This window comes from Deltaproteobacteria bacterium HGW-Deltaproteobacteria-2 (assembly GCA_002840505.1).
Classification (GTDB): domain Bacteria; phylum Desulfobacterota; class Syntrophia; order Syntrophales; family Smithellaceae; genus Smithella.
In genome coordinates this window covers 74,567-98,454 of record PHBC01000002.1, presented here as the reverse complement: position 1 = coordinate 98,454, position 23,888 = coordinate 74,567, and the positions used below count along the sequence as shown (strand labels likewise).

Here is a 23,888-nt window from a genome sequence, read left to right as displayed (position 1 = left end):
GTTAGCTAGTATTTCATTAAAAAGAGGGATCTTATGCATAATAGAGAAAGCGCTCCCCGGCTAAGACGGGGCAATGGTATCCACTTTTTTTTTACATCTTTTTGGGCGTGTTTTTTGATCATGGCCCTCTCCACATGCGTATATGCTTTCCCCTGGGATCCTCAACCGCCAATACCGAATTATGATCCCCCGCGATGGGAAAAAGTAAAGACCCTCTGGAACAATCACTACGGAGGAAATAATCTTGATGAATTAATCTCTACCCTGACCTCGCTGAAGGAGGTCTACCCGGCAAAGATCGAGCCTATCCTCCTGCTGGCCAAAGCGCATTATCTGCATGCCCGTTACAAAAGTCAGGACCGCAAAGAACACTTTGAAAAAGCGGAACAATATGCTCTTCAAGCCTGCAAAATGGACCAGAAAAACTTATATGCCCTCACTACGCTTATTGAAACTCTATGCTATAGCCGCGACCACAATTATATTTTCAGCAAATATGGAACACTAATCCGATCCTATGCTCCGATTAAGGATACCACAGAAGCTCTTCCGGACATGAAATACTCCGAGTGGAATGCTTTTAAAGTACTTTGGTTGGCGCGTGTAGATATTGAAAAGGGCAAAGCAGCCGTGATCAGGGTAGAAAAAATGGCCGGGGAGAATCCTAAGGACGGACTGGCACAAACCTGGGCTTCACGCGCCAATTATTATATCGGTCAATATTATACCAGCATCGATGAACATGACAAAGGCTTGCCGTACTATAAGCAAGGAATAGCTTATGGGGCCAGTGCTTGTAAACTCTTGCCATATAGCGTACCGGCAAACTACTGGTATATGCTCAATCAATCACGCTCAATCCAGTTTACAAGCCTGGTAAATAAATCATTCTATCTAAAGAGCATTTTGGATCCGATCTATTTCTGCTCTAAAGAAAACAGCATCTACTTCTTCTGCGGTCCCGTTATCAGCTTGGCTACCATAGTCACCAATGGCGGATGGATCACAGAAAAAGGGATGCATCTTGTCAATATAACACTAGAAATGGATTTGAATGGTCTTGAAATAGCTAATATTCTTTTCCCTCACTACTATTACATACCTTATGCCTGGGCTGATGTTCTGGCCTACAAAGGGAAAAAAGCGGAGGCATTGGCCATCCTCGAAAAAGTTATAGCAAGCGATCCGAACGTTGATCCGCTAATTCCGGAAAATCATTGTTTCATACGATTGGCCAAGCGCTTATACAACGATATCAAGCAGGGCAAGTACTAATGTCTGTCACAAATCCGGCTTTAATCACTATTACTTATAAGTATAAAATTGTCTTGATTTTACTTACCGGATAAGCTAAACAAGCGCCCATTCAAATGAATTTTCTTTTTAAGAAAAGCATAGAGAGATATTGAAAGGAGTTTTCATGGCAAAGTACGAATCTAAATCCCTGCGAAATTTAGCGATAGTCGGACACGGCGGAACCGGTAAAACATCACTCTGTGAATCTTTGTTATTCGTCTCCGGAAAAAGCGAACGATTAGGAAGAGTTGATGACGCAACCTCCTGTATGGATTTTGAGCCTGAAGAACAGAAACGGCGAGTATCAATCAGTTTGGCGGCAAATTTTGTCGAATGGGAAAAACATAAGATTAATTTTATTGACACACCGGGCGATTCCAATTTCGCCTATGATATAAAATGCGCAATGAGCGTTGTCGAAAACACTATTATTGTAGTTGACGCTGTCGGCGGCGTTGAATTTCAAACACAAAAAGTATGGGAATTAGCCGAGGAATTCAAACTTCCCCGCGTAATTTTCATCAACAGACTGGATCGGGAACGTGCTAATTTTTCCACGGCGCTCGAAAGCATTAAAAGTAAATTCAAGAAAAAAGCTACTCCGGTTTGCCTGCCCATCGGCTCTGAAGATAAACTAAATGGCATTGTTGATTTAATTGAAATGAAAGCTTATCTTTTCAGCGATAACAACGGTACCGGAAAAGCCATGGATATTCCTGCGGAAATGAAGGACGACGTAAAACTCATGCGCGACTCCATGGTGGAAGATATTGCCGAAACTGATGACGAACTGATGAATAAATACCTGGAAGCGGGTGAACTTTCCGACGAAGAATTAAAAACAGGATTAAAGAAAGGTGTTTCCGCCGGGAGTCTAATTCCGGTAGTCTGCGGCTCTTCAATAAAAGGCGTTGGAATTTCCTTCCTGCTTGACCTGATAGTTGATTCTTTTGCCTCTCCGCTTGATCGCGGTCCGATCAAAGGCAAAAAACCGAAATCTGACGATATTGAAGAAAGACAGCCTTCGGAAGACGCGCCTTTCTCGGCAATAGTTTTTAAAACAATAGCCGACCCTTACGCCGGAAGATTGACTCTGTTCCGTGTTTATTCAGGCACGCTAAACTCAGATACTCCGGTTTACAATTCTTCAAGAAAAATTACGGAAAAATTCGGCCATGTTTTCTTTCTGGAAGGTAAAAATCAGAAACCTGCTGAAACCCTAATACCCGGAGACATTGCCGGCGTGGCCAAACTCAAGGAAACAACAACAGGAGATACTTTATGCAATGAGAAATCTCCGATCATCTTTGAAAAAGTGGCCGTTCCACCGCCCATCATGTCTTACGCTATGGAACCGAAAACCAGAGGCGACGAAGACAAGATTGCTTCATCGATTCACCGCCTGACAGAAGAAGATCCGACAATCGTATTTACCCGCAATGTTGAAACCAAGGAAATGATTCTTTCCGGAATGGGTCAGGTGCACATTGAAGTCAACATCGAAAAGATGAAAAGAAAATTCGGCGTCGAAGTAAACTTGAATACGCCCAAAATTCCCTATAAAGAAACCATTAAGGGAAAAACCAATGTACAGGGCAAATACAAGAAACAATCCGGCGGACGCGGCCAGTTCGGTGATTGCTGGATTGATATCGAGCCACTGCCTCGCGGCGGCGGTTTTGAGTTTCATGACAAAATAGTCGGCGGCGTTATTCCGGGGCAATATCGTCCGGCTGTTGAAAAAGGCATTGTGGAAGCAGCGGCTAAAGGCGTTATTGCCGGCTATCCTGTGGTTGATTTTAAAATAAATCTGACTTTCGGTTCTTATCATACTGTTGATTCGTCGGAAATGGCTTTTAAAATCGCCGGCTCCATGGCCTTTCAAAAAGGCGTTATGGATTGTCAGCCGATCCTGCTGGAACCGATTGTAAATATTGAAATAGAAGTACCTGATGAATATATGGGCGACGTAATTGGGGATTTAAACAGCAGACGCGGACGTGTTCAGGGAATGGATTCCAACGGTTCCAATCAAGTAATTAAAGGTCAGGTACCGCTGGCGGAAATATTGAAATACGCGCCTGATCTTCGTTCCATGACCAGCGGCAGAGGAAACTTCACTTATACTCATTCACATTACGAAGAAGTTCCCGCTTATATCGCTGAGAAAATTATCGCCGAGTATAAGAAAGATAAAGAAGAAGAATAGCTGCCGGCAGGAATCGGATAATTCGATTTTAATGCTTTTCGCTTTTCAATACGGAGTTATGCAATAATGATCAGCGCCGGAATTATAACGGTAAGTGACAAAGGCTCGCAGGGTAAACGCGAAGACTTAAGCGGCCCCGCAATCGCAGAAATGCTGGCGGGTATCGCTATAGAAATAAAACAAACAATCATCATACCTGATGAAAAAGATCAAATTCAGGAAGCGATCATAAATCTCGCGGATGTACAAAAACTGGATTTGATTCTGACTACCGGCGGCACAGGCGTCAGCCCCCGTGATCTCACACCGGACGCCACACTTGCCGTCATCGATAAAGAAGTTCCCGGCATGGCGGAAGCCATGCGTCAAAAGAGTTTGCTGATTACACCTCATGCGATGATTTCCCGCGCTGTTGCAGGAATTCGCGGACGCTGTTTAATAATTAATCTTCCCGGAAGCCCCAAGAGCGTTAAAGAAAATCTCGCTGTAATTCTACCCGCACTCAAACACGCCATTGAAAAAATCAAGGGAGATGACTCGGAATGTGCTGTTCCATAAAACTTAAGGCATTTCGCGGATGCGTTCCCATCCAATAAATCTTACCACAACGCGGACATTGATTATACTTATCACAATTTTCAAAAACGTAAGGTGGCACTAAATCACGAACTTCATCTTTTTTAACATGGTGAAGCTTTTGATTGCACTCCAGACAAATCCAGAACATATTCTGCCTGTTGATCTTCAGAGAAAATTTATCAATAACAGCTTTGAGTTGTTTACTTACAATGACATCTGTGATTAAAAAAAGAGTTCCGGAAAACTGACGCTGAACCATGTCCCTTCTTCTGGTTAGAACTATTCTGCCTTCAGCGTCGGCCTGCCGCAGCATTTCACGACCTGCTTCTTTTGAAAAAACGGAAGTATCGTAGCCTAGAAGACGCATCCATTTGGCCAATCTTACCAAACTTGCATCAGTAATAAATTTTAGATCTTCAGCAGAAGAAGATTTAAAATTATTTTGGAGTTTTACGTTCATCAATCATTGGTGGAACTTCGTTGGCGTGAAGTTCTTTGCGTAAATCGCGAACGATTTTATTTAAACGTCTGATTGTTCGATTTAAACGAAACCTCTCTACAATGCCCCAGAAACCTGTAATGATAACTCCAAATAGAACGGAAACAAAAATAAGCAAATAAACCGGCACGGGAGGAATTCTCAAAAAATCATAATATTGCAAACGTACCGGTGTTAAATTTTGCTGAGAAAAAGTAACAATGAATAATGCAAAAATTATAACAAGAATCAAATAAATTATTCTCATAATAACATCATCCCTCCTGATGATACTTCTTAAAAAGGGGGGCAAGATTAGCCGCCGTTTTGGTTATATCCTCCGGTATTACTCGCACATTTGTAACCACACTCATGAAGTTAGTATCTCCTTCCCAGCGTGGAATAACATGAACATGAAAATGGTCTTCAATTCCGGCGCCCGCCGCTTTGCCGATATTTACGCCAATGTTGAATCCATCCGGTCTCATGGCTTCTCGCAGTGCCTTAATCGCTGTTTCCAGAAGATCAAATATTTCTTTTCTTTCTTCCTGAGTCAGTTCTTCAATTTTCCCCGTATGCCTTTGTGGTATTATCATTAAATGTCCGTTTACATACGGATATCTGTTCATCATTACATAAGCGGTTTTGCCTTCAAACAAGATAAATTCCTCACACCTGATAGAGCACTTGCAGAAAACACAGCCGTCAGGTTTTTCTCCTTTAATATAGTCCATGCGCCAGGGTGCAAATATTGTTTCCATACTCAAAACCAGCCTGCTTTTAATCAGATGTTAATTATCCTACCTTTTATATCTTTGTCAATTTCTAATATGCCTACCGTCCTGGAAGACCCCATAGATCTATCTACTGCCGATCCGGGATTGAAGAACAGGACGGAACCCTGTTTATGATTTGCCGGTTTATGTGTATGTCCATAAATAATGCAATCTACATTTTTAAATCGGGTTGATATCTTTTCTTCAATGTCCAACGGAGATCCCCAGCCATGAATCAGCAAGAATTTAAACCCCTTTATATCAAAAAGCAAATGCTCTGGAAATTTCTCTTTTACGAAAACATTATCCATATTACCGCATACCGCTCTAATTTTCTTACCCTCGAATATTTCCAAAACCCGAAGATCAACTAAATCTCCGGCATGAAGAATCATATCTACATCGTTGAAATGTTCTACGACGCATCTTCTCATTTTTTCATCATAATCTGTCAGATGAGTATCGGAAATTACGCCGATTTTTATTATGTTATTTTCCATAATTTATACTGTAATTATTAGCTGCAAGCGGCAAAAAAAACAAGCTTTTAATTTGACTTTAGTGCTAAGTAAAGTTATTATTTTAAGTATGAATAATCTGGAAAATTCTCTACAAAATATTGCTGAAAGCATATTGCATTTTGATGAAGCTTCCCTCACCTCTTTATGGGAAAAATACAAAAATCAAATAGAACAATTTTCTACTTCTCCCGACTGGGAAAAAGCTGTAATTATATTTTCGATAATAAACGCTGTGCGAGCTAAAAATGCTATTTTTAACGAAATGCTGTTAAAAAATAAAGCTCCGGTAAAAACAGAACAACCCGATAAACCTCAAGGCAAACCTCATTTAAAACTGGTTAAGTAATGGATAAACAAGCCGATTTAAAAAGGATCGCCGAGTTAAGAAATATCATTGAGTATCACAATAAACGCTACTATCAACAGGACTCTCCTGAAATCTCCGACACTGAATACGATCGTTTAATGCGGGAACTTCAGGATTTGGAAAGCCATCATCCTGAAGAATTTTCCGCCACGTCTCCGACACAAAGAATAGGCGCCTCCCCATTGGCCAAATTTGCTCCTTTTAATCATCCTTCGCCTATGTTTAGTCTGGGTAATGCTTTCTCTAACGAAGAGATAATTGAGTTTGATAACCGAATCAAACGCCTGGCTGGAGTGGATAACATTTCCTACATTGCCGAACCGAAACTTGATGGCCTGGCTGTGAATCTAATTTATGAAAACGGCATTTTCAAGCAGGGAGCTACACGTGGCGACGGAACCACCGGTGAAGATGTGACTCAAAATCTCAAGACTATTCCTTCCCTGCCCTTAAAAATGAAACATACATCAAACAATCCTGCTCCTTCTTTTATAGAAATAAGAGGCGAAGTTTATATAGAGAAAGAACCGTTTCAAAAATTAAATCTCCGGCGTATCGAAGATGGCGAAGAACCGTTTGCTAATCCCCGCAATGCCGCCGCCGGTTCTCTGCGACAACTCGATTCCAAAATAACCGCACGCCGTCCTCTCAATATTTTCCTCTATGGCATCGGCGATGCGAAAGATATAAGCTTTTCAACTCACGGGGAAGCACTGCATACTCTTGCGGGTTGGGGTTTTCCTGTAAATAAAAACATTGAACAGACCCGTGATATTAACGCCGGTATTAAATATTTCGAACGCATCGGCATTATGCGCGAAAGCCTGCCTTACGAAATCGATGGCATAGTCTTGAAAGTTGATAATCTGGCTTTACAAAAAAAATTAGGTAATGTCTCTCGCAATCCCCGCTGGGCACTGGCCTGCAAATTTCCTGCGGCACAGGCAACTACGGTTGTTAAAGAAATTCTTGTCGGCGTTGGACGCATGGGCACGTTAACACCTGTTGCCATAATGGAACCCGTTAATGTTGGCGGCGTCATGGTCAGCCGTGCCACATTACATAATGAAGATGAAGTTATCAAAAAGGATGTTCGCGTTGGCGACACGGTTATTGTTCAACGCGCCGGCGACGTTATTCCTGAAGTCGTCAGGGTAATTCCGGAAAAGAGAACGGGTAATGAGAAGAAATTTAAAATGCCTGCCAAATGCCCCGAATGCGGTTCGGAAATCGTCCACTTTGAAGGAGAAGTTGCGCACCGCTGTGTCAACATTTCCTGCCCGGCGCAGTTAAAAGAACATATCCGTCATTTCGCATCGCGCGGAGCGATGGATATTGAAGGCCTGGGAGAAAAAGTATCCGCTCAGCTTTTCGATGCCAAATTGATTGCCGATCCGGCCGATCTTTATTTTTTAAACAAGGAACAGCTTGTTGCTCTTGATCGGCAGGCGGAAAAATCGGCTCAGAATTTAATCGAAGCCATCGGAAAATCCAAAAATCCTCCTTTGGATAAATTCATCTACGCTCTGGGTATAAGACACGTGGGAGAACGCACCGCCAAACTTCTGGCCGCGCGTTTCGGCAGCATGGAAAATCTCATTACGGCAAAACAGGAAGATTTGACGGCTATAAATGAAATCGGCCCGGAAATAGCCGCAAGTATCGTGGAATTTTTCCACGAACACAAAAACATTGATGTCATGAATAAATTCAGCAAAGCCGGTGTAAAACCACAGAGAAAAGAAATAGATAACAATGCCCCCTTGCAAGGCAAGTCATTTGTTTTTACAGGATCAATGGAAAGCATGGGAAGAAACGATGCCAAGACCATTGTTGAGAATCTTGGTGGCTCAATCCATTCCAGTGTAACAAAGAAAACTACTTATGTCGTTGCCGGAAGTGACCCCGGTTCCAAACTGGACAAGGCAAAATCCTCAGGAGTTAAAATTATCAGCGAGGAAGAATTTCTAAAACTTATCGGCAGGTAATACAGAAGGTTGTCATTCCCGTCCCGCATGCGCGGGATTATACTCCGGCGAGAATCCAGTTTTGCCGAAGAAAGAGAACGGTATTCATGAAACGTGTTCACGTATATGTTAGCGGCAGAGTACAGGGAGTATTCTTTCGCGCGGTAACACAACAAACAGCCAAGGGTTTCAACCTTACCGGCTGGGTGCGCAATATTGCCGACGGCCGCGTAGAAGCTGTCTTTGAAGGTAACGATGAAAACGTGGATAAAATGCTGGATTGGTGTCATATTGGACCACCTTCGGCCAGGGTTGAAAAAGTTATGACTGAGGAAGAACCCTTTATCGGTGAATTCATGGATTTCCATATCAAGTAAGGCAGCATATTTATGGAAGACTATCTCCGCAACATAGTAGAATTGAGTCTGGGCAGCACACCGGAAGAGTTGCTCAAGGCCTCGCTGGAAACCTGCATTAAGCTTACCGGCGCGACAGGCGGCTCAATTCTCGGCGAAGAAGGTGTGCATCTGCAATTCCTGTTCTCCGATGTTGTCGAACTCATCGGTGTTCGGGTGCCTTTCGATAGCATTGCCGGAGTTACAGTCAACGAGAGCAAGGTCGTTTATACTTACGCACCTACCGATAAACGGCATTTCGATGGTGTGGACACGCAGATTCAACATAAGACAAAATACCTGTTAAGCATTCCTATCCAATCCATCCTAAAATCCACAGATGGAGACCATGTGGCAAACAACACCGGCGCCCTGCAACTGCTGTTTGAGCACAACATTTTCCCGGAAATCGATGTAGAGCACGGTGCGCAAGAATTTTCGTTAACATCTTTTAAAGAAAATATGCCCTTCATGGATCGGCTGAATGGTGTATTATGGATTCTGCCGATTGTTGCGTTCGGCATGGAAGTGACGAGACTGCGTCAAACTTCGTATCAGGCAATACACGAGCTCAAAAACAAACTTATATCAGGATTGTCATGGATTAAATATCTAAAAGAAGATATTCGCCGGAAGACCCCTGCTATTCTTGACGATGAAAACATCAAGCAGGATTTCGAGCTATCGGAAAGTGCAATCAAGGAAGGCGCCAATCTTGCCAGGATGTATCTTGAGTTTACAAATATATACAGCCCCAATTTCACCCCGGTGAATGTCAACGATGTGCTGGTTGAGACTGGCGAATCGGTGAAAGCTCTGGCGGTTGAACTCAAAGCCTCTGATTTTATCGTAGAGCTTGACCTTGACAAGAAAATCGGATTAAAAAATCTTGATGCGTCGCAACTGAAAATGGCATTTTTCAACCTGTGCAAGAATGGAGTTGAAGCACTTGTTGAACACAAAGTGCCGCATCCCAGGATCAGAATTTCATCAGCGGAGCAAAACGGGCATGTTGTTCTGGTAATCAGCGATAATGGTCCAGGTATGCCGCCGGAAATAGCTAATAATCTTTTTGTGGCGTTCAAAACGAAAAAAGAAGGCGGCAGCGGTCTCGGATTAACAATCACAAAGAAAATTATTGACGTGCACGGCGGAACGATAAAATGTGATATAGACAACAACGGAACAACGTTCACTATTATACTTTAGCATAAAGGAGGTTCATCATGATAGATAATCCTATTGATATCACATCTTCTGAAAAAGACGATTATTCGAAACTTCTGGATTCCATTAAACGTAACATGGATCCGAAAAAAAACACTGTCTTGATTGTGGATGATGAGAAAGGTATCAGAATGAAGATCGCCCGGGATGTCAAAGCATTTGATTCATCCGTCGTTGTTTTCGAAGCAACCAACGGCGCCGAAGCCTTGGAGACGCTTGGTTTCATCCGTTCCAAGTATCTTCGAGACCCGATCCTGATCGTGCTTGATCTGAACATGCCTGTAATGGATGGCTGGGAAGTTATTAACAGGCTTAAAAAAGAATACGAAAGCAAAAGGAAAAACGCCGGTATCCCCATAGTGGTTCTTTCATCAACAAGTGGCGAGAAGAGCAGATTTTTGAGCAAAAAAAGCGTTCATGAAGGCAAATCCGGTTACACTCCGCTTGTGAGTATCGCCAAAGAAACCTGCATTGATAAAAGTCATTATGATGCAGTGGGCGAAAAAGGTTTCCTGGCGTGGATTGAGATATTCATGGGAAAAGAATAATCTTTCCATTCCTAAATCAAGTGCTATCTTTGTTGGCTTCGTCGTCGGCTTCCTCGACGTATGTATAATACGCCTCGTCGCCTCCTCCTAGCCGCCGCGATATCATCATTGATTTAGAAATGGAATTCACGAGAAAATCATTCGGAGCATCCCAGCAAGCTGCGATCGGCTTGAGTGGCTTGTTTGATATTTCTCAGGTTATTTCCTTTCATCAGTGACATACTTTTTTTGCTTTTACTTATTTAATTTTTTGCCCTTGCCCTTGCTCTTGCTCTTATTCTTACCTTTACCTTTTTGGCCATAGAGATCATCACCGCGTTTGAGGGCATGGAACTCTGGAGAACCGGGTTTAATACCCAGACTTTTTGCCAGTGCACCCCACCCTCGACCTTTACCTTCTTTGTATTGTTCAGTCACGTAGTCAATTGGTTTTCCGGACATTTCTCCCAATCGCAGAGCGACATAGGCATCCGCAGGTTGGGAAAAATTACTGAGTACGGTTGTGATCTGTGCATCCCCGATATTAAAACGAGTGGCGATCCTTGCACGGAATCCAGATGGATCTGCTTGTGCTTGAATATTAAATTTTGGCATCCAATCGAATTCAGATGCTGTGGCTAGTGATGCTAATGAAACAAGCAAAAATATAACCGATACTAATAACAATGTTTTTCGTAGTTTCATTTAATCCTCCTTTGGTCATTAATTTTATGTCCAACATTGTTTATATGGATCTTGTATCACGGGTCTCTGCCCCTCCGTTTTGCGGGATATTTCAGTTTACAAATTCTAATTTACTGCGTTTTTAAAATTTGAGCTTCACTGTAATATCATAAACACCGCAAATTTGCGAAATAAACCCCATCGAAAATACTTTAAGTCCTATATCTAAATATATGATTTAAAAACATTATCTATTGTCATACGAGACGGCAAGGAGGAATCTCCCGCATTTGATCCCGAATAGCTTCGCTTTCGGGATCAATTCCACTTACGCTTCAAACTTCATCCCGTCGGGATTCGTTTTTAGCGAGTGTCATTGATTGCTTCCGCAAAACCCTTCATGGAATTGATGATTGTCGCATCATCGACACAATAGGCAATACGGAAATAGCCTGGTCCACCGAAACCGCTCCCGGGCACGACAAGTATATTTTTTTTCAAAAGCATTTTGACAAATTCTACATCATCGGGAATCGGGCTTTTTACAAATAAATAAAATGCTCCCTGTGGTTTTACAAATTTGTATCCTGCTTTAGCCAAACCTGCACAGAGCAAATCACGCTTTTTCTGATAGACTTTCACATCAACAGCCACATCCTGAAGTCTGGCAACTATCCGCTGCATCAGAGCCGGCGCATGCACAAATCCCATAATTCTCGTGCATAGAATCAGCGCGTTGATTAAATTGTCGGATTCATGAATTTTCGGATTGACGGCAATATAACCAATTCGTTCTCCCGGCAAAGACAAAGTCTTGGAATAAGAATAGGCCACAATGCTGTTGGCATAAGCCTTCAGTACACTGGGCACGGTGACACCATCAAATACTATTTCCGCATACGGTTCATCAGAGATAAGATAGATTGCCTTGTTGTATGCCCGGCCCTTTTCTTTCAACAGCCTGGCTAAATCCGTGATATTTTTTTTGCTGTAAACCTTACCGGTCGGATTATTGGGCGAATTAATGATAATCGCCTTTGTCCTTCTGTTAATCGCCTTGGAAATAGCGGCGATATCCAAAGAAAAATCAGCTTTGGTTTGAGCATACTTGACGACACCACTATAATTTTCAATGTAAAAAGGATATTCAACAAAGAAAGGTTTAAGAATAATCACTTCATCACCGGGATCAAGGAGTGCCTTAAAAATGACGTTTAGCGCTCCTCCGGCGCCGCAGGACATCACAATATGATCTGCTGACATCTTCAACCCTGTTGTCCTATTGATTTTGCCGGCAATAGCCTGTCTTGTCTCGGGATATCCGGCATTGGGCGTATAACCGTGTTTCAAGTGGATAATTTCATGGGCCAGGTTAATCAGCTCGGATTTAAATTCGTCCGGCTGTTCCACGTTGGGATTCCCCAGACTGAAATCATAAACCTTATCCGTACCATGTTTTCTTTTAAGAAGAATTCCTTCCTCAAACATCTTGCGGATCATCGATGATTGAGACATTGATGATTTGATTTTTTTAGCAATAGTCATATTTATAAAATCCCGTTCGGTAATTATTACTCAATCATTTTTTCTTTCGTCTTAATATAAGAAATATTCCCAGTAAGACCAGGACTGCAGGCAATAAATATTTGTTGAATTTGGAAAGTTCAAGACCATAAAATTCATTTGCGAGAAACAATACTCCCGCAATTGTTATAAACCAGCCGCCAAAATCTTTTGCTCTCTGAAAAATTGTGGAAATTCCAATAACAATTATCAATATCGGCCATGTTTGACCAAAACTATAAATTGATGTCCTGCTTACAAAGATTAATATACCTAAAGTAATTAAAATAAGACCACCGGTAATAATATTGCGCTTTTCGTTAGGCATAAGTTTCCCTCCAAAAATAAAATTATATTTTGCAGGCAGGAGTTTATACTCCTGCCTTACATTTTTTAAGATTTTTCAGCCAATTTTAAAAATGGTTTAAAAAGATCAATCGGTATCGGGAATACCGTTGTGGAATTATTTTCCGACGCAATCTGGTTCAACGTCTGCAAATAACGCAGCTGCAATGACATCGGCTGAGTTTCCATTAAAGCCGCAGCTTCAATTAATTTCTGCGCGGCCTGGAATTCACCTTCCGCGTTAATGACCTTTGCCCTTCTTTCTCTTTCCGCTTCGGCCTGTTTCGCCATAGAACGTTTCATTTCTTCGGGTAAATCAATGTGTTTGACTTCCACCAGCGATATTTTAATGCCCCATGGTTCAGTGCTGCGATCGAGAATTTCCTGCAAACGCATGTTAATCTTCTCGCGTTCGGAAAGGATTTCATCAAGTTCCATCTGGCCGCAGACACTTCTGAGTGTGGTCTGGGCGAGCTGTGATGTGGCGAAGAGATAGTTTTCCACATTGGTCACGGCGGAATTTGCATCCATAACGCGAAAATAAACAACGGCGCTTACTTTGATCGAAACATTGTCTTTCGTTATAACATCCTGAGGAGGAACATCCATGGTAATTGTCCTCATATCTATCTTCACCACTCTGTCAATGCCGGGAATAATAATAATCAATCCCGGTCCTTTGACATCTCTGATGCGGCCTAAACGAAAAATAACAGCCCTTTCGTATTCGTTCATTATCTTGATTGCGGATGCCAAAAACATTACAATCAATACGATAACAACAACTAAAGGCAAAGAAAAAGTACCAATCATTATAATTATCCTCCCTTAATTTATTCCTTAAAATATTAGTTATTTTTTTATTTCTTCCACGATTAATCTCAGACCTACAACCTTAACAACCCTTACTTTTGCCCCTTTCTTAACCGGTTCTTTACTTGAAGCTTTCCAGTACTCTCCCATTAAAAATACTTCCCCTTCTTCGTCAATATCCTTCATCACTTCCGCCTCGGCACCGACCATTGCTTCCGATCCTGAAAAATGTTTCCGCATTTGCGCTTTAATCGCCAGCCAGATAACCACAATAAAGAAACCGGAAGCAACCAAAACGGCCGGAATCAAAACCTGAAAAGAAAGGCGTAAGGCAGGCTCCGTTGTATCAAATAATAATAATGATCCCATAATTAGTGAAATTATCCCTCCGACAGTAAGCATGCCGTGACTCATAACTTTTATCTCCGCAATAAATAAAATTACACCGAATATTATCATTAATATTCCGGTATAATTTACCGGCAATGTGGACAGACCAAAAAACGCCAGCAAGAGCGATATGCCGCCGATTACTCCGGGTAATATTGCTCCGGGTGTGGAAAGTTCGAAATACAAGCCTGCCAATCCTACTAACAAAAGAATATAAGAAATATTCGGATCGGAAATAGCAGCAAGAATCCCCTGACGTGTCCCCATTTTCTTATTATTAATTACGGCATTTTTTGTTGATATTTTCTTTTTACCTTTGGCCAAATTTACTTCTTTTTGATCAATGGCAACTAAAAGTTTCTCGATATCAGGAGCTACAAAATCAATAACTTTTAGTTTAAGCGCTTCTTCGGCAGTTATTGATTCGCTTTTGCGCACAGCTTTTTCGGCCCATTCTTCAGAGCGCCCTCTTGATTTTGCAATACTGCGAGCGTAAGCGGCAGCGTCGTTTTCCACTTTCGCAGACATTGTTTTATCCATATCCTTCCCGCCGCCAAGACCGATCGCCACGGGATGAGCGGCTCCAATATTTGTACCGGGAGCCATTGCGGCTATGTGAGCCGCTTCCGTAATAATAACTCCCGCCGATGCGGCACGAGCTCCAGGAGGAGAAACGAAAACGATTACCGGCAGTGGCGCATTGAGAATACTTTTAGCGATATCGCGCATTGCCGTGTCCATTCCGCCAGGTGTGTCGAGTAAAATTATCAAACCTTCAGCATTATCTTTTTTTGCATCTTCTATGCTTTTGGAGATATATTTTGCCGTCGGCGATGTAATAACGCCATCGATTGTAATAACATTAAATACCGGTTTCTTCTCTTCGGCCCAAGTTCCAAAACTCATGAGTAATAAAACCGCAATCAATGTGAAAATTATCTTCCTGGACATTGTTTCACCTCTTTCGCTAATTGTTTTGAATGATTAGGGCTTAACTTCTTTCATAATCATCTGGACATCTTCCCAGACTTGTTTTTTGGCCGAAGGGTTACGTAAAAGATATGCCGGATGATATGTCGGCATTAATTTTATTCCCTCGTAGGAATGAAAACGGCCGCGTAATGCGGATATGGGTATATCAGTATTTAATAGCGTCTTGGCGGCAAAGGTTCCTAAAGCACATATTATTTTTGGTGTAATAATCTGCAATTGTTTTTTTAAAAAAGATTCGCATTTGCTTATTTCATCCGGTTGTGGATTGCGATTACCCGGCGGACGGCATTTGAGAATATTGCAGATGTAAACATCTTTACGTTGATAACCCATCGCCTTAATAATGTCCGTCAAGAGTTGTCCAGCCCTTCCTACAAAGGGCAGCCCCTGTTCATCTTCATCAGCCCCGGGCGCTTCCCCGACAAAAACTATTTTCGCTTCGGGATTACCAACGCCAAAAACAAGATTTTTTCTTGTTTTTCCCAAGGGGCAAAGCTGACAGTTTGCCATTTCCTGATGAACTATTTTCAACATGTCTTCTTTTGTTGAGCCACCGGTTTTCACATGACTGACTGATGCGGACACCGGACGTGTCTTTTTCCAATCAATCCCGACAGACAAGCTGTCTCTGTTTATCACTTGCCCCTTCAGCGCCTTAACAGCTTTAAGCAATTCCCTCTGTAATTCTTCCGCCGCCAAATTAAAATGTTCTCCCGTTATTTTTTACCATTACTTTTTTTAATTATTTTTTTGACGCGATCAAGAATCGCGCCCGCCGCTTCTATTTTAGTCATCTTCTCTAAAGACTCTGCTTTACCTGCGCGATCAATTATCGTAATTATATTTGTATCTGTCCGGAAACCGGCGCCTTCTTCCCGTAAATTATTGGCAACAATCAAATCCATGTTTTTCTTTTTGAGTTTCTCTCTGGCGTTAGCCAACAGATTTTGCGTCTCCATCGCAAAACCAACTAGTATGCGCCTGCCTTTATTCCTTCCGACATCGGCAATGATATCAGGATTATTTTTCAATTCCAGAGAAAGAGTTTTCTTGTCTTTTTTGATTTTTTCCGTAGCTAATTCTTTGGGGCTATAATCGGCTACGGCAGCGGCTTTAATAATAACTGCAGCTTTTTTATAATTATCCATAACTGCTTTGTGCATTTCTTTTGCCGTACGCACTTTGATGATTTTCCCTACCGGTGGCAGGGGTAAATTTGTCGGACCGCTGATTAAAGTAACTTCAGCGCCTCTTCTGTGCGCTTCGACGGCCAATGCATAGCCCATTTTGCCCGATGATAAGTTGGTAATAAAACGTACAGGATCCAAAGGCTCTTCAGTAGGACCGGCTGTAATTAAAATCTTCACGCCGGCAAAGTCTTTGGGAGTAAGAAGGATTTCTACTGCTTCGACAATTTCCGCAATATCCGGCAAACGCCCCTTCCCCTTTGTTTTGCATGCAAGCTCGCCTTCCGCACTTTCCATTACAGCGTAACCGAATTTTTTAAGTTTATTTATATTTTTCTGAACGATGGGATTGGCAAGCATTTTGTCATTCATGGCCGGACAAATAAGCGTTGGTTTTTCCTGAGCCATAATTGTAGTAGATAACAAATCATCGCCAATGCCCGAAGCAATTTTTCCGATTATGTTTGCCGTTGCCGGTGCAATAACAAACGCGTCGGCAAATTCCGCAAGAGTTATGTGTGCCATTTCATATTTATCCGCCGGAACAAACATATCCGTATAGACCTGATTCTGTGAAAGTGTCTGCAGTGTTAAGGGCGTGATAAATTCTTTTGCGCTTTTCGTCATGATAACTTTTACCTGCGCCCCTGACTTAATGAGCGCACGAATTAATTCCGCCGCCTTGTAGGCGGCAATGCCTCCGGTAACACCTAAAACAATTTTTTTGTTCTCCAGCATATCACTAATCTTCCCGATATATTGTTATTCAAACCGCTCATCAGAAATACAACTGCACTCAATCTATTTACGAAATATAACAGCGCTTTTCAACAATATCAAGGCATAATTATCTTTATTACCTTCAATATATTTTAGAAAAGTTTAGTATTGAACTAACCTTTATTTGGCGCGGAGATTTGTCTTGCAAAACATCATTAAAGTTATTATAAGCCCCGCAGACGCATCATCTCACATTTTTAGGGGATTATTATGAAAAGATTCAATTTATTATATATCAAAATTTCTATAGCCATTTTAGTTATCGTTGCTCTGGGTTGGTTTTTCTTCGGCAGTTATGTGGAATTAGGGAAACCCGCAATCAAATTTGTTCAAGGTGTTACCGCCATCGGCAGACAAAAAATATTGGAAATTAATTTTTCCGATTCACAGAGCGGTCTTTCACATTTGAATGTGGAAATTATCCAGGATAACAAAGGCCAGATTTTGGCAGATAAAAAAATCCCCTCCAAAGGGAAAAAACAGGAAAGCTTATCCATTGCTGTAAATACAGCTGATTTGAAACTCCATGACGGCCCGGCCACTATCAAAGTTTCGGCTACGGACTATTCTCTTTTCAAAAATCAAAATATTTTATCCCAAAATGTGAAAATTGATACAATTCCGCCACAGATTAATCTGCTGAAAACCGTCAATTACATAAATCAGGGTGGTACAGGCTTTATCGCTTACCAGTCATCTAAAAAAATTACTGATACAGGAGCTTACATTAATAATTGTTTTACTCCCGGCCAAGCCACACTGATTGACAATAAGGCTTCTTATGTCATTTATTTCGCAGTACCGATGGATGCAGATAAAACCAAGACCAGAATAATGATTTTCGCTCGTGATGAAGCCGGTAACGAAACAAATGTTGCCTTCCCCTGCGTTATTAAGGCAAAGAAATTCCGTCACGATAAAATGAATTTGAGTGCAAGTTTTTTGCAGCAGAAAATGCCTGAATTTCAAGCAATGATTCCGTCTTTACAAGGCAAAACTCCACTGGAAGTATTTACCTATATCAATTCTCAAACGCGTAACGAAAATTTGCTGACCATTCAAAATATTTGCAAAAAGTCTACACCTAAAGCTCTTTGGGAAGGAACTTTCCTGCGCATGAGTAATGCGGCTCCCATGGCTCTTTACGGTGACAAGAGAGATTATGTCTTTGATCGTAAAATTGTCGGTGAATCTATTCACACCGGGGTTGACCTGGCATCCAACGCTCAGGCACCTATTGAGGCCGCCAACAGCGGCGTTGTTGTCTTCATGGGAACATTGGGCATTTACGGAAACGCTGTTATTATCGATCACGGACTGGGCTTGTTCAGCTTATACGGTCATTTATCCGTCATTAATACGAGCGTCGGCAAGAATGTAGCGAAGGGTGAAAAAATCGGCAATTCCGGATTGTCCGGTCTAGCTGGTGGAGATCATCTACATTTCAGTATTCTTGCCGGTGGACAATTTGTCAATCCGCAGGAGTGGTGGGATCCGCATTGGATTAAAGACAATATCATCAGGTAGTATTATTCTTTTCCTTCTCTCTAATAAAGAGAAGGTTTCAAGAACTCTTCTAATTTTTATTAATATCGCGATGATTTAGATTGACCAAATACTTCATCGACGAGAAATGCGAGGCCAGTTTATTAGCCATAACTACAGAGCGATGCTTGCCGCCCGTACAACCCATGGCAATATTCAAGCGCACTTTCCCCTCTTTTTCATATAGGGGAATGAGTAAATTCATCAAATCCAATATTTTTTTCAGAAATTCTTTGCTTTGTTTGTTATGCATAACGTAGTTATGCACTTTAACATTATGCCCGTCATAATTTTTTAAATTTTCAACAAAATAAGGGTTGGGCAGAAACCTTACATCAAAGACAAGATCAGCATCAGCAGGCAACCCATAACGATAGCCGAAGGAAGTCATATTAATGGCCATTTTCTTCTTTCTGGAGGATGGCAAAAAATGACGTTGCACTATATCTTTTAGCTGATGAACATTAACAGAAGTTGTATCAATAATTTTGTCAGCCATTTTTTTTAAGGATGACAACTTTTCTCTTTCCATCAGGATGCCCTCCATAATCATTCCCCTTTCGGAAAGAGGATGAATACGTCTGGTCTCACTAAAGCGATGTAATAGAGATTCGTCGCTGGATTCAAGGAAAAGAATCTCAATTTTGTATCCTTTTTGTTTTAGTCCCGCAAATATTCGCTCGTACTTATCGAGAAAGCTTCTTTCCCGTAAATCCATGACCATGGCCACTCGTTTTATTTCCGGAGAAGAGACTGTTGTTATGGCAAGAAATTTCGGCAACAAAATAACAGGAAGGTTATCGACGCAGAAGAAACCAATATCTTCCAAAGCCCTGAGTGCGGTACTTTTACCCGAGCCGGAAAGACCGGTGATAATCACGACTCGAAGATTTTTCATTTTTCTGTCACCTTTTAGTCTAATATGTAATTTTTTAGCAGATTTTTATTAAAATTGCCAGAAAATGGAACTTTCTTTTTAAAACAAGGTCCGTATAACATTTCTAGGGAAGTGGAAATCTGTTCGATATAAGTACTAATTCAGATCAGTGAATTGGTGGTTGGACAATGTATTCTCGGTTTAATCTTTAAGAAACGCAAATTTTATCTTGATCAATAATTATTTTATACAAATCGCCTGGAGATTTTGCTTTCAAAAGCATTTTACGGAAATTGTCTATTTTTAACATTTTTGAAATCTTAGCCAAAACTTTTAAATGATGACCAGCCGAGTTCTCTGGCGCCAGAAGCAGGAAAAAAAGATGTACCGGTTTCCCATCTGATGAATCATAATCGATACCTTCTATGCTGCGCCCGAAAGCAATAATAAGATCATTAATCGCGGATGTTTTCCCATGAGGAATGGCGACTCCATCGCCTATCCCGGTAGAACCAAGATTTTCTCTCTGTTGTAAAGTTTCAACAATCAATAACGGGTTAAGATTACGATCACCATGGATTAAGGTATTAACTAACTCAGTCAACACTTCAACTTTTGTTTTGGCCAACAAATTGGCATTGATAAATTCAATTTTTAAAAATTGATCCAGCTGCATTTACCATACCCTTTTAAATTTTCAGCAAAACATTTTTCCTTATTTTCTTAAATTCTTTTTTTTTCAGCCACACAAATACCTTTTCAATCAGGTCAGTTATTACGACTTCCCTTTGATTAAAGCTATCAAGAATTACCAAATTTTAAACGCTTTAATTTTGATTTTATGACTAAGCTTAATTTAACCCAACAGCTAGCTATTTGTCTCGATCAGGACATAATTTCCATCATCGCGACGATAGACCAGACTTACGTTTTCAGAAGAAGAATCTCTATAAAGAATAAAGCGATCTTTTGTACCCTCTATCTCCATGATCGCTTCATCAAAAGACATTGGTTTTAATATTACTTTATGCGTTTCCGCAATTTTACTTACTGTTGGTTCTTCAGCTTCTTCTTGATCAAGTTTTTCCGTGCTGCGGCGAATGCTTCTGGGCTTATGCTCTCTGATTTTTTCTCTTTGTTTTTTAAGTTGTCTTTCAATTTTTTCTATACAGCTATCGATTGCGAGATGCATATCTTTTGCTTCTTCTTTTGCATTTATGTTCCAGCCACTGGAGCTTAGATTTATTTCTGCAAAATGCCTGAATTTTTCCATGGAAACTACAATATGAGCTTCAGCAGGTGCATCCAAATATTTTTTCAGTCTTTGAATTCTTTCTTCTGCGTAAACTTTTTGCCAGTTTTCACCTTCACCGTTTCTAAAAGTTACGGAAATCTTCATAATCATTCCTCCTTAATTAATTTAATCAGCTCAACATTACAATAATCTTAACTTTTGAAACTTATCTGGGCTGACAATAAAGGCAAGTCATATATTGATGTAAAAACTAAATGTCAATCAATATTTTATATTATCCTGCTTTTAATGTTCCCACTCAAATACATTTTTATTAAAAATATTTCTTCCTCTTAGAGGAGGGTAATATTCCCATCATGTCCCTATACTTAGCAACAGTGCGTCTTGCTATATTTATCCCCTTTGCCTGCAGTATTTCAACAATTTCGCAGTCACTGTATGGTTTTTTTGGTGCTTCGCCGTTGACTATTTGCTTTATTTCTTCTTTTACACTCTTCGAAGCAATATTTCCCTCGGATGTTCTTTTAATGGAACTGCCAAAGAAATATTTCATTTCAAAAATACCCTGTGGCGAATGCACATATTTGTTATTTACTACACGGCTAATGGTGGATTCATGCATTTCGATATCATTGGCAATATCGTGCAGCACCAGAGGTTTAAGGAAATCAATACCGAGGTCAAAAAAATCTTTTTGAAATTTGACGATGCTTTCCACAACTTTATATATTGTCTTCTGCCTTTGCTGTATGCTTTTAATCAGCCATGTAGCCGACTGCACTTTATCTTTTATATATTTTTTCCCGCTTTCTTCCTCGTTATGACCATGATCAGCAAGTCCCGCCATAATTTCACGGTAAAAATTACTTATGCGTAAACGCGGTAAACCATCATCATTAAGAATGATTTTATATTCATCTCCCACTTTTATAATATAAGCATCGGGAATGATCGGTTGAATCTTTTCTTCGGAATAAATACCGCCTGGTTTGGGATTCATTCCGCTGATCAATAATACAGCCATTTCCACTTCGCGCAGAGGAACTTTTAATTTATGCGCAATATGGACATAATTTTTTAATTCCAGATCTTTAAGATAATCCTTGATGATAACGTCAATGATTTTATTTTTCACGCCCAGCATTCTGGCTTGAATTAAGAGACATTCCTGCAGATTACGGGCGGCAATTCCAGGTGGATCGAATTCCTGAACCTTTTGTAAAACAGTTTCGACAAATTCCTCGCTTACATTTTCCAGCTGCATGATTTCTGAAACGGTCGCGCATAAATAACCATTTTGATCAAGATTGCCGACAATTTGAGTACCGATACGCGTTTCATCTTCATTAAAAGATGAAAGATTCATCTGCCACATCAGGTGTTTTGTCAGCGACTGGCCTTCGGTAAGAATATTATCCCATGATGTTGCTTCACCATCTCTGCCGCCGTAAGTTACGCCTACCGGACCGTAATCCTCAAGATAATTAGCCCAGTCAAATTCTTCGCGACCATCTCCTTCCCCGGTCAATTCTTTTGCCCGCTCGACTGCTTTTAAATCTTCACGTTCAACAGATTGGACATCTTCTTCAATTTCCGCATGAGCGTCCTCTTCATTTCCTTCCTCAGGGGCAACTTCTTCCAAAAGAGGATTTTCTTCCATTTCCTGACTAATTGTTTCGATAAGTTCCTGCCGGGACAACTGCAACAACTTTATAGCCTGCTGCAGTTGAGGGGTCATGATCAACTGTTGAGTAAGTTTTAAACTCTGTTTTAGCTCAAACGCCATAATAAAAAACTTATTTTAAATAATTCCTATATATTAAAAGTATCGCCGAAATAAAATTTTCGCGCCAGTTCGCTTTGAGAAATCTTATCCGGAGGACCTTCAACTAATACCGCGCCTTCATTTACAATGTAGGCGCGGTCGCAGCAGGAAAGAGTCTCCCGCACATTATGATCGGAAATAATTATACCGATTCCTTTCGTTTTTAACTTTTCGATTATTTTCTGAATGTCGGCGACAGCCAACGGATCAATTCCGGCAAAAGGCTCATCTAAAAGAATATATTTGGGGTGAGTAACCAATGCCCTGGTGATTTCTACTCTTCTTCTTTCGCCACCAGACAGAGAATAGGCATGATTTTTTGCCAGCGCTGTCAGATCAAGTTCCCGGAGGAGCTCTTCTAACCTTTCGTTTCTTTCTTCTTCCCTCAAATCAAGTGTCTCTAAAATAGCAAGAATATTTTCTTCCACCGTAAGTTTACGGAAAACGGATGGCTCTTGTGGCAAATAATTTAAACCTTTACGCGCTCTTAAATACATGGGGAATTTAGTAATATTTTCGCCATCTAAAAATATTTCACCGACATCCGGCTTAATCAATCCGACAATCATATAAAAAGTGGTTGTTTTGCCTGCACCATTAGGGCCAAGCAAACCGACAACTTCACCGGGTGAAATCGACAAATCAATCTGATTGACGACTTTTCGTTTGTTGTATATTTTAATTAAACCTTTTGCTGATAAATTACCCATAACTTAAAACGCATGATGCTTGCGCTAGTTGCTCCCTGCCTTCTTTTTTTCCTGAGGATAAATTATTGCTTTAACTTGTTTTTGCGTGTTACTTTCAACAATTCCTCTATTTTCATTAAGAAACACTATAACCCTGTCTCCCTTGATAAGGTTTTTACCTTCTTTCAACATAGCATTACCGGTCATGATAACTTTATTACTTTCTCTAAAGTATACTGCTTCGTCTCCCGTTGCTATTCTTTCTCCTTGCGTTAAGGAAACATTTCCTTTCGCTTCTATTTTCTCCAAGTCACCGGCATTTTCTGTTTCAATTTTTCCGATTTTATTTTTTTTACCGGATTCTTCTTTATAATACAAACGCAACTGGTCTGCTTTCAGCACTTTGTTGCCCTGTTTTGCTAAGGCGTTGCCGGAAAATACGACGAGCTTCTTTTCGTTAAAAGCCTCCATCCGGTTGGAAGTAATTTCGATGGGATCATCTGATTGTTTAATCAAGGGATTATTATCAGCATGAACGCGAAGAACTGAAATTAAAGCAATAAATACGACAAATAAACAAATTTTTTTAATCATTCAATT

The 23,888-nt window shown here is 40.8% G+C and carries 26 protein-coding genes; 9 read left to right on the top strand and 17 right to left on the bottom strand.

What is annotated here, in order from left to right; all coding sequences use genetic code 11:
- Positions 1-33: 33 nt before the first annotated feature.
- The 3 genes from CVU62_04800 (at position 34) to CVU62_04790 (ending at position 4,063) form a co-directional block, all read left to right on the top strand.
- Positions 34-1,275, top strand: coding sequence for a hypothetical protein (locus CVU62_04800; protein ID PKN38180.1), 1,242 nt, complete (start codon positions 34-36; stop codon positions 1,273-1,275).
- 145 nt (positions 1,276-1,420) lie between these two features.
- A complete protein-coding gene (fusA, locus tag CVU62_04795; GenBank protein PKN38179.1) occupies positions 1,421-3,505 on the top strand; it encodes an elongation factor G in 2,085 nt (694 codons plus the stop codon).
- Positions 3,506-3,571: 66 nt separating this feature from the next.
- The gene (locus CVU62_04790; GenBank protein ID PKN38178.1) at positions 3,572-4,063 is read left to right on the top strand and encodes a molybdopterin adenylyltransferase; all 492 of its coding nucleotides are present in this window, start codon (positions 3,572-3,574) and stop codon (positions 4,061-4,063) included.
- Here CVU62_04790 and CVU62_04785 read toward each other — a convergent pair.
- From CVU62_04785 to CVU62_04770, 4 genes are read right to left on the bottom strand one after another with little or no spacing between them, the layout of a single operon-like run.
- Complete coding sequence (locus CVU62_04785; GenBank protein PKN38177.1) at positions 4,029-4,544, bottom strand: hypothetical protein; 516 nt, start codon at positions 4,542-4,544, stop codon at positions 4,029-4,031. The two genes, CVU62_04790 and CVU62_04785, sit on opposite strands and share 35 nt — an antisense overlap.
- The gene (locus tag CVU62_04780; GenBank protein PKN38176.1) at positions 4,522-4,830 is read right to left on the bottom strand and encodes a hypothetical protein; all 309 of its coding nucleotides are present in this window, start codon (positions 4,828-4,830) and stop codon (positions 4,522-4,524) included. The genes CVU62_04785 and CVU62_04780 overlap by 23 nt, the downstream gene beginning before the upstream one ends.
- Positions 4,831-4,837: 7 nt before the next feature.
- On the bottom strand, positions 4,838-5,323 hold the full coding sequence (locus CVU62_04775; protein ID PKN38175.1) for an HIT family hydrolase: 486 nt from the start codon (positions 5,321-5,323) through the stop codon (positions 4,838-4,840).
- Positions 5,324-5,346: 23 nt separating this feature from the next.
- Positions 5,347-5,838, bottom strand: a complete 492-nt coding sequence (locus CVU62_04770) for a YfcE family phosphodiesterase (protein ID PKN38174.1) — start codon at positions 5,836-5,838, stop codon at positions 5,347-5,349.
- Here CVU62_04770 and CVU62_04765 point away from each other — a divergent pair.
- The 5 genes from CVU62_04765 to CVU62_04745 all read left to right on the top strand — a co-directional run bounded on the left by CVU62_04765 (position 5,825) and on the right by CVU62_04745 (position 10,363).
- Complete coding sequence (locus CVU62_04765) at positions 5,825-6,205, top strand: hypothetical protein (GenBank protein PKN38173.1); 381 nt, start codon at positions 5,825-5,827, stop codon at positions 6,203-6,205. The two genes, CVU62_04770 and CVU62_04765, sit on opposite strands and share 14 nt — an antisense overlap.
- Positions 6,205-8,214 (top strand): DNA ligase (NAD(+)) LigA, encoded by a 2,010-nt coding sequence (locus tag CVU62_04760; protein ID PKN38172.1) that lies wholly within the window; start codon positions 6,205-6,207, stop codon positions 8,212-8,214. The genes CVU62_04765 and CVU62_04760 overlap by 1 nt, the downstream gene beginning before the upstream one ends.
- An 86-nt stretch (positions 8,215-8,300) precedes the next feature.
- Positions 8,301-8,570 carry an acylphosphatase gene (locus CVU62_04755; GenBank protein ID PKN38171.1) on the top strand — a complete coding sequence of 90 codons (270 nt, stop codon included), beginning with the start codon at positions 8,301-8,303 and terminating at the stop codon, positions 8,568-8,570.
- 12 nt (positions 8,571-8,582) lie between these two features.
- Positions 8,583-9,797, top strand: coding sequence for a hypothetical protein (locus tag CVU62_04750; protein PKN38170.1), 1,215 nt, complete (start codon positions 8,583-8,585; stop codon positions 9,795-9,797).
- Positions 9,798-9,814: 17 nt separating this feature from the next.
- Positions 9,815-10,363: a hypothetical protein gene (locus CVU62_04745; protein PKN38169.1), complete on the top strand. Its 549-nt coding sequence runs from the start codon at positions 9,815-9,817 to the stop codon at positions 10,361-10,363.
- A 234-nt stretch (positions 10,364-10,597) separates the two neighbouring features.
- On the opposite strand, the gene CVU62_04740 is transcribed toward CVU62_04745, so the two are convergent.
- The 7 genes from CVU62_04740 to coaBC all read right to left on the bottom strand — a co-directional run bounded on the left by CVU62_04740 (position 10,598) and on the right by coaBC (position 17,055).
- Positions 10,598-11,047, bottom strand: a complete 450-nt coding sequence (locus CVU62_04740) for a hypothetical protein (protein ID PKN38168.1) — start codon at positions 11,045-11,047, stop codon at positions 10,598-10,600.
- Positions 11,048-11,389: 342 nt separating this feature from the next.
- A complete protein-coding gene (locus CVU62_04735) occupies positions 11,390-12,571 on the bottom strand; it encodes an aspartate aminotransferase (protein PKN38167.1) in 1,182 nt (393 codons plus the stop codon).
- Between the two features lie 34 nt (positions 12,572-12,605).
- Complete coding sequence (locus tag CVU62_04730; protein ID PKN38166.1) at positions 12,606-12,917, bottom strand: hypothetical protein; 312 nt, start codon at positions 12,915-12,917, stop codon at positions 12,606-12,608.
- Positions 12,918-12,982: 65 nt separating this feature from the next.
- A complete protein-coding gene (locus CVU62_04725; protein ID PKN38165.1) occupies positions 12,983-13,747 on the bottom strand; it encodes a hypothetical protein in 765 nt (254 codons plus the stop codon).
- Between the two features lie 39 nt (positions 13,748-13,786).
- Entirely contained in the window at positions 13,787-15,088 is a 1,302-nt protein-coding gene (locus CVU62_04720) for a serine protease (protein ID PKN38164.1), read from the bottom strand.
- 33 nt (positions 15,089-15,121) lie between these two features.
- Positions 15,122-15,664, bottom strand: coding sequence for a uracil-DNA glycosylase (locus CVU62_04715; protein PKN38566.1), 543 nt, complete (start codon positions 15,662-15,664; stop codon positions 15,122-15,124).
- A gap of 182 nt (positions 15,665-15,846) precedes the next feature.
- On the bottom strand, positions 15,847-17,055 hold the full coding sequence (gene coaBC / locus CVU62_04710) for a bifunctional phosphopantothenoylcysteine decarboxylase/phosphopantothenate--cysteine ligase CoaBC (GenBank protein ID PKN38163.1): 1,209 nt from the start codon (positions 17,053-17,055) through the stop codon (positions 15,847-15,849).
- Between the two features lie 252 nt (positions 17,056-17,307).
- Here coaBC and CVU62_04705 point away from each other — a divergent pair, with 252 nt between their 5' ends.
- The gene (locus CVU62_04705; protein PKN38162.1) at positions 17,308-18,624 is read left to right on the top strand and encodes a hypothetical protein; all 1,317 of its coding nucleotides are present in this window, start codon (positions 17,308-17,310) and stop codon (positions 18,622-18,624) included.
- A 49-nt stretch (positions 18,625-18,673) separates the two neighbouring features.
- Here CVU62_04705 and CVU62_04700 read toward each other — a convergent pair whose 3' ends face one another.
- The 6 genes from CVU62_04700 to lptA form a co-directional block, all read right to left on the bottom strand.
- A complete protein-coding gene (locus CVU62_04700) occupies positions 18,674-19,540 on the bottom strand; it encodes an RNase adapter RapZ (GenBank protein ID PKN38161.1) in 867 nt (288 codons plus the stop codon).
- Between the two features lie 187 nt (positions 19,541-19,727).
- Positions 19,728-20,195, bottom strand: a complete 468-nt coding sequence (locus CVU62_04695) for a PTS fructose transporter subunit IIA (protein ID PKN38160.1) — start codon at positions 20,193-20,195, stop codon at positions 19,728-19,730.
- A gap of 192 nt (positions 20,196-20,387) precedes the next feature.
- Complete coding sequence (gene raiA, locus CVU62_04690) at positions 20,388-20,924, bottom strand: ribosomal subunit interface protein (protein PKN38159.1); 537 nt, start codon at positions 20,922-20,924, stop codon at positions 20,388-20,390.
- 163 nt (positions 20,925-21,087) lie between these two features.
- Positions 21,088-22,560, bottom strand: a complete 1,473-nt coding sequence (rpoN, locus tag CVU62_04685; GenBank protein PKN38158.1) for an RNA polymerase sigma-54 factor — start codon at positions 22,558-22,560, stop codon at positions 21,088-21,090.
- Positions 22,561-22,586: 26 nt separating this feature from the next.
- Entirely contained in the window at positions 22,587-23,309 is a 723-nt protein-coding gene (gene lptB / locus CVU62_04680) for an LPS export ABC transporter ATP-binding protein (protein PKN38157.1), read from the bottom strand.
- Positions 23,310-23,333: 24 nt separating this feature from the next.
- Entirely contained in the window at positions 23,334-23,882 is a 549-nt protein-coding gene (gene lptA, locus CVU62_04675; GenBank protein PKN38156.1) for a lipopolysaccharide transport periplasmic protein LptA, read from the bottom strand.
- Positions 23,883-23,888: the final 6 nt, after the last annotated feature.

What these genes read in the sequence shown, in the direction of transcription:
- CVU62_04760 (PKN38172.1), top strand. Translation starts at nt 6,205, where the DNA reads ATGGATAAACAAGCCGATTTAAAAAGGATCGCCGAGTTAAGAAATATC.
- CVU62_04755 (PKN38171.1), top strand. Translation starts at nt 8,301, where the DNA reads ATGAAACGTGTTCACGTATATGTTAGCGGCAGAGTACAGGGAGTATTC.
- fusA (PKN38179.1), top strand. Translation starts at nt 1,421, where the DNA reads ATGGCAAAGTACGAATCTAAATCCCTGCGAAATTTAGCGATAGTCGGA.
- CVU62_04765 (PKN38173.1), top strand. Translation starts at nt 5,825, where the DNA reads ATGTTATTTTCCATAATTTATACTGTAATTATTAGCTGCAAGCGGCAA.
- CVU62_04695 (PKN38160.1), bottom strand. Translation starts at nt 20,195, where the DNA reads ATGCAGCTGGATCAATTTTTAAAAATTGAATTTATCAATGCCAATTTG.
- raiA (PKN38159.1), bottom strand. Translation starts at nt 20,924, where the DNA reads ATGATTATGAAGATTTCCGTAACTTTTAGAAACGGTGAAGGTGAAAAC.
- CVU62_04780 (PKN38176.1), bottom strand. Translation starts at nt 4,830, where the DNA reads ATGAGAATAATTTATTTGATTCTTGTTATAATTTTTGCATTATTCATT.
- coaBC (PKN38163.1), bottom strand. Translation starts at nt 17,055, where the DNA reads ATGCTGGAGAACAAAAAAATTGTTTTAGGTGTTACCGGAGGCATTGCC.
- CVU62_04800 (PKN38180.1), top strand. Translation starts at nt 34, where the DNA reads ATGCATAATAGAGAAAGCGCTCCCCGGCTAAGACGGGGCAATGGTATC.
- CVU62_04770 (PKN38174.1), bottom strand. Translation starts at nt 5,838, where the DNA reads ATGGAAAATAACATAATAAAAATCGGCGTAATTTCCGATACTCATCTG.
- CVU62_04715 (PKN38566.1), bottom strand. Translation starts at nt 15,664, where the DNA reads ATGTTGAAAATAGTTCATCAGGAAATGGCAAACTGTCAGCTTTGCCCC.
- CVU62_04785 (PKN38177.1), bottom strand. Translation starts at nt 4,544, where the DNA reads ATGAACGTAAAACTCCAAAATAATTTTAAATCTTCTTCTGCTGAAGAT.
- CVU62_04705 (PKN38162.1), top strand. Translation starts at nt 17,308, where the DNA reads ATGAAAAGATTCAATTTATTATATATCAAAATTTCTATAGCCATTTTA.
- lptA (PKN38156.1), bottom strand. Translation starts at nt 23,882, where the DNA reads ATGATTAAAAAAATTTGTTTATTTGTCGTATTTATTGCTTTAATTTCA.
- CVU62_04735 (PKN38167.1), bottom strand. Translation starts at nt 12,571, where the DNA reads ATGACTATTGCTAAAAAAATCAAATCATCAATGTCTCAATCATCGATG.
- rpoN (PKN38158.1), bottom strand. Translation starts at nt 22,560, where the DNA reads ATGGCGTTTGAGCTAAAACAGAGTTTAAAACTTACTCAACAGTTGATC.
- CVU62_04720 (PKN38164.1), bottom strand. Translation starts at nt 15,088, where the DNA reads ATGTCCAGGAAGATAATTTTCACATTGATTGCGGTTTTATTACTCATG.
- CVU62_04700 (PKN38161.1), bottom strand. Translation starts at nt 19,540, where the DNA reads ATGAAAAATCTTCGAGTCGTGATTATCACCGGTCTTTCCGGCTCGGGT.
- lptB (PKN38157.1), bottom strand. Translation starts at nt 23,309, where the DNA reads ATGGGTAATTTATCAGCAAAAGGTTTAATTAAAATATACAACAAACGA.
- CVU62_04725 (PKN38165.1), bottom strand. Translation starts at nt 13,747, where the DNA reads ATGATTGGTACTTTTTCTTTGCCTTTAGTTGTTGTTATCGTATTGATT.
- CVU62_04740 (PKN38168.1), bottom strand. Translation starts at nt 11,047, where the DNA reads ATGAAACTACGAAAAACATTGTTATTAGTATCGGTTATATTTTTGCTT.
- CVU62_04745 (PKN38169.1), top strand. Translation starts at nt 9,815, where the DNA reads ATGATAGATAATCCTATTGATATCACATCTTCTGAAAAAGACGATTAT.
- CVU62_04790 (PKN38178.1), top strand. Translation starts at nt 3,572, where the DNA reads ATGATCAGCGCCGGAATTATAACGGTAAGTGACAAAGGCTCGCAGGGT.
- CVU62_04730 (PKN38166.1), bottom strand. Translation starts at nt 12,917, where the DNA reads ATGCCTAACGAAAAGCGCAATATTATTACCGGTGGTCTTATTTTAATT.
- CVU62_04775 (PKN38175.1), bottom strand. Translation starts at nt 5,323, where the DNA reads ATGGAAACAATATTTGCACCCTGGCGCATGGACTATATTAAAGGAGAA.
- CVU62_04750 (PKN38170.1), top strand. Translation starts at nt 8,583, where the DNA reads ATGGAAGACTATCTCCGCAACATAGTAGAATTGAGTCTGGGCAGCACA.